This window comes from Petralouisia sp. (assembly GCF_056822245.1).
Window position 1 is genome coordinate 1 of record NZ_JBQIOP010000073.1, and the last position, 12,092, is coordinate 12,092.

Annotated in this window: 10 protein-coding genes; 7 read left to right on the forward strand and 3 right to left on the reverse strand. The window is 47.2% G+C overall.

The window, feature by feature from the left end; all coding sequences use genetic code 11:
- Nucleotides 1-124 precede the first annotated feature (124 nt).
- The 6 genes from ACTO17_RS18550 (at nucleotide 125) to ACTO17_RS18575 (ending at nucleotide 8,429) form a co-directional block, all read left to right on the forward strand.
- Nucleotides 125-1,510, forward strand: coding sequence for an MFS transporter (locus ACTO17_RS18550; RefSeq protein WP_172536892.1), 1,386 nt, complete (start codon nucleotides 125-127; stop codon nucleotides 1,508-1,510).
- 60 nt (nucleotides 1,511-1,570) lie between these two features.
- Nucleotides 1,571-3,781, forward strand: a complete 2,211-nt coding sequence (locus ACTO17_RS18555; protein WP_482558985.1) for a glycoside hydrolase family 2 protein — start codon at nucleotides 1,571-1,573, stop codon at nucleotides 3,779-3,781.
- Nucleotides 3,782-3,859: 78 nt separating this feature from the next.
- Nucleotides 3,860-4,708 carry an HAD family hydrolase gene (locus tag ACTO17_RS18560; RefSeq protein ID WP_482558986.1) on the forward strand — a complete coding sequence of 283 codons (849 nt, stop codon included), beginning with the start codon at nucleotides 3,860-3,862 and terminating at the stop codon, nucleotides 4,706-4,708.
- Between the two features lies 1 nt (nucleotide 4,709).
- Nucleotides 4,710-6,452 (forward strand): glycoside hydrolase family 3 protein, encoded by a 1,743-nt coding sequence (locus ACTO17_RS18565; RefSeq protein ID WP_482558987.1) that lies wholly within the window; start codon nucleotides 4,710-4,712, stop codon nucleotides 6,450-6,452.
- A 19-nt stretch (nucleotides 6,453-6,471) separates the two neighbouring features.
- Nucleotides 6,472-7,815 (forward strand): carboxylesterase/lipase family protein, encoded by a 1,344-nt coding sequence (locus ACTO17_RS18570; RefSeq protein WP_482558988.1) that lies wholly within the window; start codon nucleotides 6,472-6,474, stop codon nucleotides 7,813-7,815.
- 476 nt (nucleotides 7,816-8,291) lie between these two features.
- Entirely contained in the window at nucleotides 8,292-8,429 is a 138-nt protein-coding gene (locus tag ACTO17_RS18575; RefSeq protein ID WP_482558989.1) for a hypothetical protein, read from the forward strand.
- A 431-nt stretch (nucleotides 8,430-8,860) separates the two neighbouring features.
- On the opposite strand, the gene queF is transcribed toward ACTO17_RS18575, so the two are convergent.
- The 3 genes from queF to queC are packed head-to-tail and all read right to left on the reverse strand — an operon-like array spanning nucleotide 8,861 to nucleotide 10,704.
- The gene (gene queF / locus ACTO17_RS18580; RefSeq protein ID WP_172536897.1) at nucleotides 8,861-9,328 is read right to left on the reverse strand and encodes a preQ(1) synthase; all 468 of its coding nucleotides are present in this window, start codon (nucleotides 9,326-9,328) and stop codon (nucleotides 8,861-8,863) included.
- Nucleotides 9,329-10,015 (reverse strand): queuosine precursor transporter, encoded by a 687-nt coding sequence (locus ACTO17_RS18585; protein ID WP_172536898.1) that lies wholly within the window; start codon nucleotides 10,013-10,015, stop codon nucleotides 9,329-9,331.
- Complete coding sequence (gene queC, locus ACTO17_RS18590) at nucleotides 10,012-10,704, reverse strand: 7-cyano-7-deazaguanine synthase QueC (RefSeq protein WP_172536899.1); 693 nt, start codon at nucleotides 10,702-10,704, stop codon at nucleotides 10,012-10,014. The genes ACTO17_RS18585 and queC overlap by 4 nt, the downstream gene beginning before the upstream one ends.
- A 387-nt stretch (nucleotides 10,705-11,091) precedes the next feature.
- Between queC and ACTO17_RS18595 the strand changes: the two genes are divergently transcribed.
- Nucleotides 11,092-11,751, forward strand: a complete 660-nt coding sequence (locus tag ACTO17_RS18595; RefSeq protein ID WP_482558990.1) for a hypothetical protein — start codon at nucleotides 11,092-11,094, stop codon at nucleotides 11,749-11,751.
- The last annotated feature ends 341 nt before the right edge of the window (nucleotides 11,752-12,092 follow it).

The window sequence follows — 12,092 nt, forward strand, 5'->3', positions numbered from 1 at the left end:
CAAAAAAGGGAGGTCATTGCTTTTTCTTTTGAAAAAGTGGTGTAATCCTTGAAAATATGGGGTTTGTAATAAAAAACATAGAGGTAGATTTGACACTACCATCAAAAACAAGGAGGATAATGAAATGAATTACAAGGTAAAGTTCAAAGAACAATTCGGCTATTTTTGTGGTGATTACGGCGGAAGCCTTATCAATCTCTACATTGATATGTGGATTCTGACCTTTGCGACCTATGTTCTTGGTATCGATCCTAAGTGGATGGCCGGTCTGTTTCTGGTGGCTCGTATCTGGGATGGTATCAACGATCCACTGATCGGTTCGTTGCCTGACCGTTTCAAAATCGGCAAGTCCGGTGACCGCTTTAAGCCCTACATCCGCATCGCCATGATTCCGCTGGCGCTGTCATGCCTGCTTATTTTTTCAGATGTGTCTGCATGGAGTCAAGGCGCCAAGATGGCCTGGGTTGCCGCCCTGTACCTTATTTACGGCATGAGCTATACCGGAGCCTCCATGCCTTATGGAGCTATGGCCTCGGTCATCACTGATGATCCTGAAAGCCGTACCAAGCTTTCACGTGCCCGCGCCATTGGCGGTATGGGTGTAGGTGTTACATTTATGGCGCTGATTCCACAGCTGATTTGGAACGAGGATCACACCCCAAAGGCTTCCGGTTACTTTACGCTGGCCATTATCGCAGCAGCTGGTTCCCTTATTTTCTACTCCCTGCTGCTCACTCTGTGCAAGGAGAACATTCAGCTTGAGGATGGCGTTAAGGCAAAACAGAAAAAGTATAGCTTCTGGCATGTTCTCAAGGGTGCCTTGACCAACCGTCCCCTGATTGGCATGATGATTGCTTCCCTGGGTTCTATGTTCTCCAACCAGGCCAATGGCTCCTTGGCCAGCTACATGTACCGTGAGTACTACCATGCACCCAAAGCCATGTCCATGAGCTCTTTTATGAGTGTACCTGTAATGGTGTTTTGTTTCATCATGGTTCCGAGGCTTTCCAAGAAGTTTGGACCCCGCAAGACCATCCTTACCGCAGTATGTATCAATATTGTATGCAGTCTCTTGTTGGTGATGTTCCCCATTGCTAATGTGTACGTTTTCATGTTTGTCAATACCGTTGCCAACATCGGCCAGACAATCTTTATCATGCTGACCTGGGCTCTGGTGGCACAATGTATGGACTATCAGGAGTATAAGAGCAATGAGAGATCCGATGGTACTTTGTACTCAATCTACACATTCAGCCGCAAGATTGGTACTGCCGTCGCATCCTCAACGGTTGCTGCTATGCTGCCGCTCATCGGCTTCGTTTCCGGCGCTTCCGAGCAGGCTGCAGCATTCGGCCCTAATGTCCGTATGTTGGCAGTTGGTCTGCCTGTGCTGTCCTGCCTCGTTGAATTGCTGGGGGTGGGGATCATCTATAATATCAGTCCCGCACAGAGCGAAGAAATCCGAAAAACACTAGAGGTTCGCCGTGCGCAGCCTGAGACAGATGCATAAACAAGGCATGTCAAATAACAATAAAACAAAAAGTATCAGACCGCAGGAAAGGAGATTTTTATGCAACGAATTTCATTGAATCAATCCTGGCAGTTTGCCAAAATTCCGGATGGAACGATTCCATTTACTCTGGAAGGGATCGCTTGGGAGAATGTCTCTCTGCCGCATACATGGTATACGGATGAGGATCCGTATCACGGCGTTGTGGTCTATCATAGGGAGCTTTCAACCGATCCGAAGTGGTGTAAATCTTTCCTTGAGTTTGAGGGTGCTGATCAAGTCTGCCGTGTCTTCGTGAACGGCAGGCCTGTGGGCGAACACCGGGGCGGTTATGCCCGCTTTCGGTTTCCTATTCCACAGGAGGCTCTTTTAAACGGCAGCCTTTCTATTGATGTTTACCTGGACAACAGTATCAATCCAGAAGTATTGCCGAATTTCGGTGATTTTACCGTATTTGGCGGCCTGTACCGCAACGTGAACATTCTGATTACCGAGGAAAATCATTTTGATTATCTTTATTATGGAACCGACGGTGTCATCGCCGCAGCTGACATCGAAAAGGATGGTACGGGAATTGTCAGCATTTCGTCTCATGTATGCATAACAGACCCTGGTGTGAAAATTCGCTACATGCTGACCGGGCCGGACGGAGAACTTACCGCCAGCTATGTGGCAGATCCCTGCGAAAACGTCAGATTGGAAGTCTCTGCGCCTTGGCTCTGGAATGGAGAGGCGGGAGTAAATCTCTACACACTTTGTGCAAGTCTTTTGACGGACATGGGAGAGATAGATGATGAGGTGAGTCTTCGTCTGGGATTCCGGCATATTACCATGAGCCCAGAAGAAGGATTACGTCTTAACGGGGAGCGTGTGAAACTCTGCGGCGTTGCCAAGCATCAGGATTGCGCTGGAGTATTCAATGCTGTATCAGACAGACAGATTGATGATGATTTCGCATTCATCCGCGAGATCGGCGCAAACGCTGTACGCTTATCTCATTATCAGCATGCACAGCACACCTACAGCTGTTGCGATGAGGCCGGTCTTTTAGTTTGGGCGGAAATTCCCATGCTGAAAATGACGGAGAGTCAGGCCTTGATGGAAAATGCTGCGGATCAGCTCAGGGAGCTGATTCTCCAGAATCTCCACCATCCCTCGATTTTCTGTTGGGGAATTCAGAACGAGATTGGGATGTTCAAAGACGCACCATATATGCATGAGGGTTGTCGGATGCTGACAAAGCTGGCCAAAGAATTGGATCCGAACCGCTTGGTCAGCGCTGCTAACCTGTATACTGTCAAATTCTCCAGTGAGCTGAATAAGATCACAGATATGATTGGTTATAACATCTACTTTGGTTGGTATTATGGAGAAATGTCTGACTATGGAAACTATCTGGATAAGCTGCATGCGGCCAGGCCCGAAATGCCATTGGGGGTCAGCGAATACGGCGTGGACAGCAATCCCGCGCTGCATTCCGAGGAGCCGAAGGTCAAGGATTACTCAGAGGAATACCAGGCATTGTTCCATGAGACGGTCTATCCAATTCTGCGTGGAAAGGACTATTTGTGGGGAAGCTTTGTGTGGAATATGTTTGACTTTTCCAGCGATCGGCGCAATGAGGGCGGCGTGAAATTCCTCAATTCGAAAGGGCTGGTAAGCCACGATCGGTCTCTTCGGAAAGATGCCTTTTATTACTACAAGGCGGTATGGTCAAAAGAGCCCTTTGTGCACATCTGCTCCCAGCGTTTCATCAAGCGTGCCCGCAAGGCCATTGATATCAAGGTTTACACCAACCAGTCCTCTATTGTGCTTACTATTAACGGAGATAAGTGGGGAAGGGCGGAGAACAATGGAAACGGAACCGTTGTATTTCGCAAGGTGGCATTGCGGCCAGGAGAAAACACGGTCCGCGCCGTAGCGGGAAGGTGGAAAGATCACTGCGTCTTTGAGCATGTTGAGTACGAGGATGAGAGCTATTGCCTGCCCGATCAAGGCGAGGGGGCTGTCCGCAACTGGTTTTTGAGTGATGGCGACACCGTCAAAGAGGGTTACTATTCCATCATGGACACGGCAGATGATGTAATGCAGTGCACAAAAGCGCGGGAGGTTCTTATGCGGTATGTACCTGAGTTAGTGAAAGCTATGGATCAGGATCTGATTCCATTGGGCCTAAGCATGAAGAGTATCTTGAGCCGGGACTTAAAAGATGATACAGACACTATGCTGCATATCAATGATGCACTGCATGAGATTGCAAAAGAATATTAAACCGAAACAAGAGCGTGCTTTTGTTTTCAGGACACAGCGTATAAACTGTGCCTGTTTTTTATAACCAGGAGGGAAAAGATGGCAGTATTGCTGAAAGAATTTAAAAAGAAAAAGGAGTATCTAATCTGCGTGGATTCGGATGGCTGTGCAGTGGATACCATGAATATCAAACACAAACGCTGCTTTGGTCCCTGTATCATCATGGAATGGGGACTGGAGGAATGGCAGGAAAAGATCCTGGCTCGCTGGGATGAAATCAATCTCTACAGTATGGCACGAGGCATCAACCGTTTCAAAGGCCTGGTTATGCTTCTGGAGGAAGTGGATTCGATCCTCATGCCTATTGAAGGTGTGAAAAAACTGCGCAAATGGGTTGATGAGTCCAAAGAACTCTCCAACAGCGCGCTAGAGACCGAGATTGCCCAAAACAATGCGCCAATCTTAAAGAAAGCTTTGAACTGGTCATATGCGGTCAACCAGGCAATTGCAGCGCTGCCCTGGGAGGTTAAAAAGGCCTTCGCAGGCGTTAGAGAAGGCTTTGAAGCCGTTCGACCCTTTGCGGATATCGCTGTTGTTTCCAGTGCTAACCGGGACGCAGTGGAAGAAGAGTGGATGAAATTCGGACTGCTCGACCAGGTGGAACTGGTGCTGTGCCAGGATGTGGGCAGCAAGGCGCATTGTATTTCTGAGCTGAAAAAGAAAGGCTATGCAAAAAATCATATTCTTATGGTGGGCGATGCGCCCGGCGACAAGGCAGCTGCAGAGCAAAACAGCGTTTTTTACTATCCTATTCTGGTTCGGAAAGAAACAGAGAGCTGGCAGGAATTTCCCTATGCTGCCCGGTTGTTGAAAGACGGTCAGTATCAGGACTACGGCCGTCAGAAAGAAGAGGAATTTTTGGACAATCTATCGAGGGGAGAGAAATAAAATGGTCAATTTGAAGGCAAAGCCGTTTTATCTGAATGATCAGCAGATCTGCTGGGTCGAGCAAAGTATTAAGAGTATGTCCCTTGAGGAAAAGCTGGGGCAGCTGTTTGTCATTATGACCTGCTTACCGGGAGTTGATGAGAGTGGCATTAAAAACGAACTGGATACCTGGCATCAGGGCGGAATGCGCTGGCAGCGCAAGACTACAGACGAGACCTATGAGCAAAACCGTCTTTATCAAAAATACAGCCGCATTCCCCTGTTGATCGCTGCCAACTGCGATACCGGCGGGGCGGAATGTGTGCCGGATGGGACTTATGTTGCCACAGCAGCGCAGGCTGCGGCCGGCGCTGATCCGGTTACTGCGTATCATATCGGTCTTACCAGTGCCCGTGAGTCGGGCAGTATTGGAGCCAATTGGCTCTTCAACCCCGTATGCGATATCTATTTAAACTGGCGCAATACCATTGTTAACACCCGCAGTTTCGGAGAAAACCCTGATACAGTGTTGGATATGGCCCGTGCCTATATACGTGGGGTGCGTGATTCAGGGTTTTCTATGGCTTGTACCGCCAAGCATTTCCCAGGAGATGGTACTGAAGAGCGAGATCAGCATTTGGTTATGGGGTGCAACGATCTGAACGCTGAGGACTGGGAGAATAGCTTCGGGAAGGTTTACCGGGGACTCATCGAAGATGGGATTGAGAGTATCATGGTGGGGCATATATGCCAGCCTGCTCTTTCCCGTAAGTTCCTGCCTGGTATTCGGGACGAAGAGATTCTCCCGGCCACACTCTCATCGGAATTGCTTATCGGTATGTTGCGCGGTGAACTAGGATTTAATGGTCTGATTGTAACGGATGCTACACAGATGATTGGCTTCAATGCAGTCATGCCACGCCAAAAAGCTCTTCCTGCCGCGATTGCCGCCGGATGCGATATGCTGTTGTTTACCAACGACACTGCGGAGGATATGGCTTATCTTCGTGCAGGTGTGGAGAACGGTATCATTACTTCCGAACGGCTCGATGAGGCACTAATGCGGATTCTTGGACTTAAGGCCAGGCTGGGGTTGAATGAGGGATATAACTATCCAGCACCCGAAATGAGGGAGAAATATATAGGCTGTGCCGAGCATCTTTTATTCCGAAAAGAGGCTGCCGATCGCTGTATCACTCTGGTGAAGGATACGCAGGAGCTGTTACCGATTGATCCTGTCGGCAAGCGCATCTTTTTGGTTTATGAGCACAACATTCCCAACTCACGTGCTTATCAGGGCGATAAGACGAAAGACTTGTTAAAGGAGGAACTGGAGACGGTAGGTTTTACTGTTGACATCTGTCCCACATTTTACGATTTGGAGCTAGAAAACGGTGTCAGCTTCCATAATCTTCTTACAATGATGGATAAGGGCTCCAGGGAGGCTTTTAAGAGCAAATATGATTTAGTGCTGTTAGCGCTGAATTTTACCGGTTACGCTCAGACAAATGAAGTCCGCATCACTTGGTCAACCGACCATTCGGTAGATCAGCCCTGGTATCTGGCTGAAGTGCCTACTGTAGCGATTAGTCTCAACCTCACCAATCATCTGATCGACGTTCCGCAGGCAAAGACCTTTATCAATGCCTATGGCAGCAAGCAGGAGAATATCCGCGCTGCCGTTGAAAAGATGATCGGAAAGAGTACATTTACCGGCAAAGCGGAGGATAATGTCTTCTGTGACCGCTGGGAAACACGCTTATAACAGAAACGGAGGAAAACATATGGTTATTCAGACTAAATATGGACAAATCAAAGGTGTTTCAGAGCGCGGTTGTACAGTTTACAAAGGCGTTCCTTATGCCAAGCCACCTGTTGGAGAGCTTCGCTGGCGTAAGCCACAGAGACCAAAGCCCTGGAAAGGCGTTCTCATGGCTGACCATTTTGGCAACAAAAGCATCCAGTTCAGTAATCCCCGGGATACCTTTTACAAGAAAGAGTTTTATGACAATCCGGACTTTGAGGTACCCGTCAGCGAAGATTGCCTGTACCTGAATATCTGGGTGCCAGGCGGTTTTGATACGGTGCTTCCTGTCGCCGTTTATGTCCATGGCGGTGCCTTTATGGGCGGCGCCGGAAGCAATTTACCTTTTGTATGCGACGCATTGGCTAAGACCGGCATGATTATTGTGACGATTAATTATCGCCTGGGCGCCCTCGGTTTTCTTTGCCATCCCCTGCTTGGTGTGGAGGGGGAGAACAAGGCCGGTGGTAATTTGGGGCTTTGGGATCAGATCATGGCAATCACCTGGGTCAAGGAGAATATCGCAGCCTTCGGCGGAGATGGGGAGAATATTACCGTCTTCGGGCAGTCTGCGGGAGCCATGAGTTTGCAGGCACTGGCAGTGTCGCCGCACAGCCACGGCCTGCTTCAGCGAATGATTCTCCAAAGTGGCGGAGGGTATCACAATCCTCTGGGTGAATATCGTCCGATTGAAAAGGCGGAGACTTTCGGCGACGATGTGCTGGAGGCTTTGGGGATTTCGCCTCAGGGTTGGAAGGAGAACAAGGAGAAACGGGAAGAAGCCAAAAAGGCTCTGTGGGAGACACCGATTGAAGATTTGATGATAGCTCTGAGCAAAGCGCTTGGCACGGCCTTTATTCAGCACAAAGGGATGCCATACGTCCCGGTAATTGACAAAGAACTGATTCCTGAGGACGGCAACGCCCGAATCGAGAAGGGAGAGGTTCTATCCATTCCCTGTATTCTCGGCTGTAACGGGGACGATCTGACGTCCGCAAAAGAAAATCCAAATCCAGACAACAGCCCCATGCACGCCGGCAATCTTGCCTATGCGAAGATGATAGATTCCAATGTCTATGTCTACTATTTTGATCGCAAGCTGCCTGGAGATGAGGCGGGGGCATTCCACTCTGCGGAGCTTTGGTATGTTTTTGGAAGCTTTGATTTCTGTTGGCGCCCCATGGAGGAGGCGGATATTGCACTGTCGGAGAAAATGATTCGCTATTGGAGTAATTTTATGAAAACCGGTGATCCAAATGATGGTATCGCAAAGATCTGGCATCCGTACGTAAAGGAGGATCCATATGTTGAGTATTTGTCTTAGCAGGAAGAATAGGGGATGGCATTATCTGCTACGTTTTAGGAAGGGAGTATCCAAACAGTAGGAAACTGTTCTTCATCGGCTACCGTTCTACCGATGTTAGAAATAATGTTATCTGTTTTCAGTAAGCTTATAGTGGCGTGAATAATTCAAGATTAGGAAAGGTGTATATTTGCTATGGGAAGGCCAAGGATTACATCTCTGGAAGTTCAGAAATTTGAAATAGAGCATACGGAAATGGTACGCAGGATGGTGCCAGAATGTATGGTGCTAAAAAAATGAAGGAGTACTGCCTCTGAAAGAAGCTGGAAAAATTGCTCTTTACGGTAATGGAGTCAGGAGAACGATTAAAGGTGGAACTGGTTCTGGAGACGTGAATGTATGTCATTTTGTGAATGTAGAAGAGGGACTTGAAAGCGCCGGATTTGAGATTACAACCAAAGGCTGGCTGGAGGCCTATAACCAGAACAGGAGATGCATTGGCAGACGTTCTCACTGGAAAAAGCTATCCTTCCGGAAAACTTACCATGACATGGGCGTCGATTGCAAGATATGCTTCCACAGAAGGGTTCAGCGACCCCAATGACACGGATTATTTAAGGAAGGCATTTATGTAGGATACGTTATTTTGATACGTTTCATGTTCAAGCCACTTATCCTTTTGATTATGGCATGCACAAAGGGCAATGCCATAATCAAAAGGATATATCGTTGTTTGTCGCTGCTGTCCTTTGAACCTGAACACATATTTAAAAGATGTGTTCAGGTTCTATATTTTTATGGAAATGCAGGGAAAGTACGAAAGCCTGAAAGTCCTCTATTATGATTCCTTTACCACAACGAATCATGCAGGGGTTTAGAGGCGGCTACGGTACCGTGCGTTTAAAGGCTACCTGAAGGAAGAAGAGCGGAAAGTACGGGCGGCAGAGCAGAATGAAATATTGACGCTTCTGAAAGCCTGCACCAACTGCCGCGACCAACCTTATTTCTTATCACAAATTTTCAGATACGCCAGGTGCCCCGCAGCTTTACGGGGCATCCATATCTGTTACCGATTATCTATTTTTTCGGGGTACATGTCATGATGGGCAAGACGGTCATAAGCCATCTCCTCCCATTTTGTTCCTTTCCTGCCGTAATTACAATATGGGTCAATTGAAATACCACCTCTTGGAAGAAACTTCCCCCAGACTTCTATATATTTAGGTTCCATAAGATTTATCAAATCTTTCATAATCTTATTACAGCAGTCCTCATGAAAATCCCCATGGTTCCTGTAAGAAAAGAGATACAATTTTAGTGATTTACTCTCAACCATTTTTCTGTCCGGGATATAAGATATATAAATGGTCGCAAAATCCGGCTGTCCTGTGATCGGACAGAGCGATGTAAACTCAGGACAATTGAATTTCACAAAATAGTCATTGTCCATATGTTTATTCTCAAAACTTTCAAGTACCTCCGGCGCATAATTCATTTGGTACTCTGTCTGTTTTCCAAGCGCATGCAGGGACATCTAATTTTCCTCCTTCACTTTAAGCTTTCTCGCCAGATATACAAACGGTGTATCGCAAAAAGCAACAATTGCCTTAAACAGATACGTTGTAAGCAGAATGCTGACAAATACTTCCGTGTCATACACACCCCAGAAAGCGGCAAACGTAAACACCAGCGTATCCACAGCTTGGGAAGTCAGGGTCGAACCGCAGTTCCGAAGCCATAACCTTCCCTCATTATCTCCCGTTTTTTTCCAGATAAAATGATAAAGCGTAACATCTATTGTCTGTGAGCAAATATATCCCAGCGTGCTTCCCAAAACCACCCGCGGTACAAAGCCAAACAGCGCCGTCATCGGCTCATTCATGATATCGTTCGCATTCGGGACAAACCTTAGCAGCCCCTGCGTTCCCACCAGAAAAATAACTGTCGTGAACAAACCTATGTAAACCGCTTTCTGCGCTGCCTTCTTCCCGTACTTTTCAGAGAGAATATCTGTCACCAGAAAGCTGGCCGCATAAAGTGTATTCCCGGCAGTGGTAGAAAGACCAAAAATATCCACATTTTTGCACACCTGTATATTGGCAAGAATTGCCGAAATCGCCGTAAAGACATACAACCCGGTCCTGCCAAATATTTTATAAGCAAACACCACCGAAAAAAGATAAAAAACAATCGAACATATAAATAAAACAGAGTTTGTCATTTCTTCTCCTCCTCATATTCTGCCGGATCCTGAATCCCATTTAACGCAAATGCTTTCCTCCTGTCTATACAGGTCGCACACGTTCCGCACGCCTTTTCCCTTCTTTCATAGCAGGACCACGTGGATGAGAAGGGAACCTGAAGTTCCATTCCTGCCCGAACCACATCTGCCTTATGGCTGCACAGGAACGGCGCCTCAATTTCCAGCTGTTTTCCGCTCCCTTCATACACTGCCCGGCTGATTGCTTCATGAAATGCCTCAGAAGTATCCGGGTAAGCATTTCCGGCGCTGTCATCTGCATGCGCTCCATAATAAATCTTTCCGCACCCGTCCGCCAACGCAACAGAAGCTGCTGCTGCGAGGAAAAGCCCATTCCGAAACGGAACATAGGTAGAAACCGGTTCCCCGGCGCACGTTTCCAGCTGAGACGCATATGTTCCCTGCGGAATCTCACCTCTTCCCTCCAGTAACGTGCAGTCCGAACCGGCAAATATCATACTCATATCCAGTTCCTTATGCCTCACATGATAATGCTGCGCAATCCTCCGCGCGGCTCTCAGTTCATTGCTGTGCTTCTGTCCATAAGAAACTGACAGGCTCAGCACATTTTCATATCCATACTTCTTCACTGCAAGCGCCAGACAGACTGTCGAGTCAATGCCTCCGCTTGACAACACCAGTACTTTCATACATTTTCCTCCATTTACAATCCAACCTGCAAAAAGCAAAAAAATCCCGCAAAACGCAGGATTTAATAAAATCAGGTTCCCTAGTTTTGTTTAACGACAGGATGGTACGCTCGATAAATCGGGCCGAACTGTCTATGCAGTTTTATTGAAATTATATTCCTCAAAACTCAAAATGTCAACTACTAAAAATTTTGTTTTTACACGCTTACCATCCTTACGCATAACTATCTGTAGTTCGCCACTATACCTTTTGCATAATCCAGATACTTCTAAGATATTATCTATTCAGTTTTCCTTCTCGCATAAGATTTCCATCACGGCGTTTAAATCGTCTTTGTAGATGCAGGACACGGGGCGTCAGTTGCGCAGGTAAAACAATAATAAAATATGCAGAGAAATGAAATTGAATGCAGGGTGTCTGCTATCAATGGGAAAGGACTAAGCCTGCTGCTGTTCAAGGACGCCCGTGTTGACCAGAAGATTTTAGATGAAGCATTCACGCCTTTTGGGTGGAAGCGCAGCCACCAGAGCATTGACGGAAACCTGTATTGTACCGTGGAAATCTGGGATGAATACAAAAGCCAGTGGATTGCGAAACAGGATGTAGGGACGGTCAGCTATTCTGAGAAGGAAAAAGGCCAGGCGTCCGATTCCTTCAAACGAGCCTGTTTCAATTGGGGTCTGGGAAGGGAGCTATACACTGCCCCGTTCATATGGGTTCCGGCCGGGGCAGCCAATATCCGTCAGGAAGGGGAGCGTTACGTCATAGGCGACCGTTTTTATGTACAGTACATTGCCTACAATGAAAACCGGGAGATTTCCGGGCTGCAGATTGTGAATGGTAAAGGGCATCTTGTCTATGAATTGAAACAGAAGCCAGAGATAACCTCCATCACAAAAGTGCAGATGGAGGTATTGGAGCAGGAGCTTGCCCGCACCGGAGTCACTATGGAAGCGGTATTGGAACGCTATTCCCTGAAAGAGCCAGGGGAGATGACAGTGGAAATCTATGCAAAAGCCTTGAACAGCTGTAACTTAACAGAATAAATGACAAAAAGGTATTTATGAGTGGGAACATCCGTGAGGGGGGGTGGGAAATGCCGGGAAACCCCGTGAAATATAGGGTTGTGGCGAATTTGAGAGGGAGAAAATAAAGCATCTTTGACAGCGATTTTGTGAATAGGCTGTTAAGATGCTTTTTTATATGTGTTTAAGGAAGGAGAACGGAGGAGAGTGCAAGGAAGCATTGATTTTATAGGGTTTCTGCGACTTTCCCCCGTTCTTTAAGTAAGCGATGCAAAAGAAACCGTATTGTAAAAAATGAGCTGCTATGGTAATGCTTCCATAACAGCTCATTTCTTCTTTTTCTGAATTCCACAGTATTCCGG

Excerpts from the sequence above, each read along its gene's own strand:
- ACTO17_RS18585 (WP_172536898.1), bottom strand. The coding sequence starts at position 10,015 with ATGACAAACTCTGTTTTATTTATATGTTCGATTGTTTTTTATCTTTTT.
- ACTO17_RS18555 (WP_482558985.1), top strand. The coding sequence starts at position 1,571 with ATGCAACGAATTTCATTGAATCAATCCTGGCAGTTTGCCAAAATTCCG.
- ACTO17_RS18550 (WP_172536892.1), top strand. The coding sequence starts at position 125 with ATGAATTACAAGGTAAAGTTCAAAGAACAATTCGGCTATTTTTGTGGT.
- queC (WP_172536899.1), bottom strand. The coding sequence starts at position 10,704 with ATGAAAGTACTGGTGTTGTCAAGCGGAGGCATTGACTCGACAGTCTGT.
- ACTO17_RS18565 (WP_482558987.1), top strand. The coding sequence starts at position 4,710 with ATGGTCAATTTGAAGGCAAAGCCGTTTTATCTGAATGATCAGCAGATC.
- ACTO17_RS18570 (WP_482558988.1), top strand. The coding sequence starts at position 6,472 with ATGGTTATTCAGACTAAATATGGACAAATCAAAGGTGTTTCAGAGCGC.
- queF (WP_172536897.1), bottom strand. The coding sequence starts at position 9,328 with ATGTCCCTGCATGCGCTTGGAAAACAGACAGAGTACCAAATGAATTAT.
- ACTO17_RS18595 (WP_482558990.1), top strand. The coding sequence starts at position 11,092 with ATGCAGAGAAATGAAATTGAATGCAGGGTGTCTGCTATCAATGGGAAA.
- ACTO17_RS18560 (WP_482558986.1), top strand. The coding sequence starts at position 3,860 with ATGGCAGTATTGCTGAAAGAATTTAAAAAGAAAAAGGAGTATCTAATC.